At 69.0% G+C, this 1,559-nt stretch carries 1 protein-coding gene; it reads left to right on the plus strand.

Annotation, left to right across the window (positions count from 1 at the left end; translation table 11 throughout):
* Positions 1-71 precede the first annotated feature (71 nt).
* Positions 72-1,460: a transposase gene (locus tag B0E53_RS36400; RefSeq protein ID WP_107079913.1), complete on the plus strand. Its 1,389-nt coding sequence runs from the start codon at positions 72-74 to the stop codon at positions 1,458-1,460.
* Positions 1,461-1,559: the final 99 nt, after the last annotated feature.

Raw genomic sequence — 1,559 nt, forward strand, 5'->3', positions numbered from 1 at the left:
TAGTAGTGCTTTGTTAGGTTGTTGTGGCGTGTCGCTTGTATGATCGTCGTGGTGGTGTTTGGCTGCGGTGCGTGGATGAGCGGGATCTCGTTCGGGTGCGGGTGCGGTTGGAGGACTTCGCGGCCGGGATCTTCGCGGGGTTACGGCGGTCGGATCAGCGGGCGACCGGTCTGCGGTATCTGCGGGGGTTGATGCTGGACGGTCGGCGTAAGTCGATGCAGCCGATGGCCGAACGGCTCGGGGTCGATCACCAGCAGCTGCAGCAGTTCCTGACCTCCTCCACCTGGGACGTCGCCGGTGTGCGGCAACGGGCGGCGACAGCCGCGGTCGGCCTGGTGACACCTCAGGTGTGGGTGGTGGACGACACCGGGTTCCCCAAGGACGGCAAGGCCTCTGCGTGCGTGGCCCGGCAGTACTCCGGCACCCTCGGTAAGGTCGCCAACTGCCAGATCGCCGTCAGCGTCCACGCGGCGACCGACGCCGCCTCGGCGGTGCTGAACTGGCGGCTGTTCGTGCCGGAGTCCTGGGACGACACCTGTGTCCCCGGCCCGGACGGCAAGCCGGCCAACGTCCATGCCCGCAGGCTGCGTCAGCAGCCGGTCACCCGCGATGCGGCCGGGGCGAAGAAACCACACACCCGTGTGCAGGTGCCGCCCGCCGAGCAGATCGAGCAGATCCGCCGGCGGCGCACAGCGTCGAAGGTCCCCGACACCGAGCGGTACCGGCCGAAGTGGCTGATGGCCCTGGAAATGCTCGACGAACTGGCCGAATGGGGGCTGCACCCACCGCTGCTGACCGCCGACGCCGGCTACGGCCAGGTCGCCGAGTTCCGTCAAGGCCTGACCGAACGCGGCATCCCCTACATTGTCGCGACCACATCGTCCACCACCGCTCAACCCGGTGACGCCCAACCGGTCGAGGTCCCCTACGCCGGAGTCGGCAAGCACCCCACACCGCGCTACCCCCACCCTGCTCGCAGCCTGAAGAACCTCGCCCTCGCCCACGGCGCCGACGCGGCGCGTCTGGTGCGCTGGCGTGCCCGGCTACCCGCACCCGACCGCGCCCCGGACCGGCCCGTCGGTGAGCTGTCCGGGCACTTCTTCGCCCTGCGGGTGCGTCCCGCCGGCCGGGTGATCCGACGCGGACCCCACCGCGGCGACGACGGTGTCCTGCCCGAATGCTGGCTACTCGTGCAATGGCCCCCCGGCCAGGACGAACCCAGCGACTACTGGCTGTCCGACCTGCCCGCCGACACGCCCCTGACCGAACTGGTCCGCCTGGCCAAAAGCCGCTGGCGCGTCGAGCACGACTACCGCGAACTCAAAACCGCCCTTGGGCTCGACCACTTCGAAGGCCGCTCCTGGACCGGCTGGCACCGCCACGTCACCCTCACCGCAGCCGCCCAACTGTTCCTCACCCAACTACGGCTGACACGCCCAAAAGCAACGGGGCAAACCTGAGCCTCTACGCCGTCCTCCGGCAACTGCAGTACCTACTCGCAACCTGGCTCGGGTTCTGCCCCCTCTGCCGCCAACTCGTCCCAACCTAACAAAGCACTA

Source organism: Micromonospora sp. MH33 (assembly GCF_003013775.1).
Taxonomy (GTDB): Bacteria; Actinomycetota; Actinomycetes; order Mycobacteriales; family Micromonosporaceae; genus Micromonospora; species Micromonospora fulviviridis.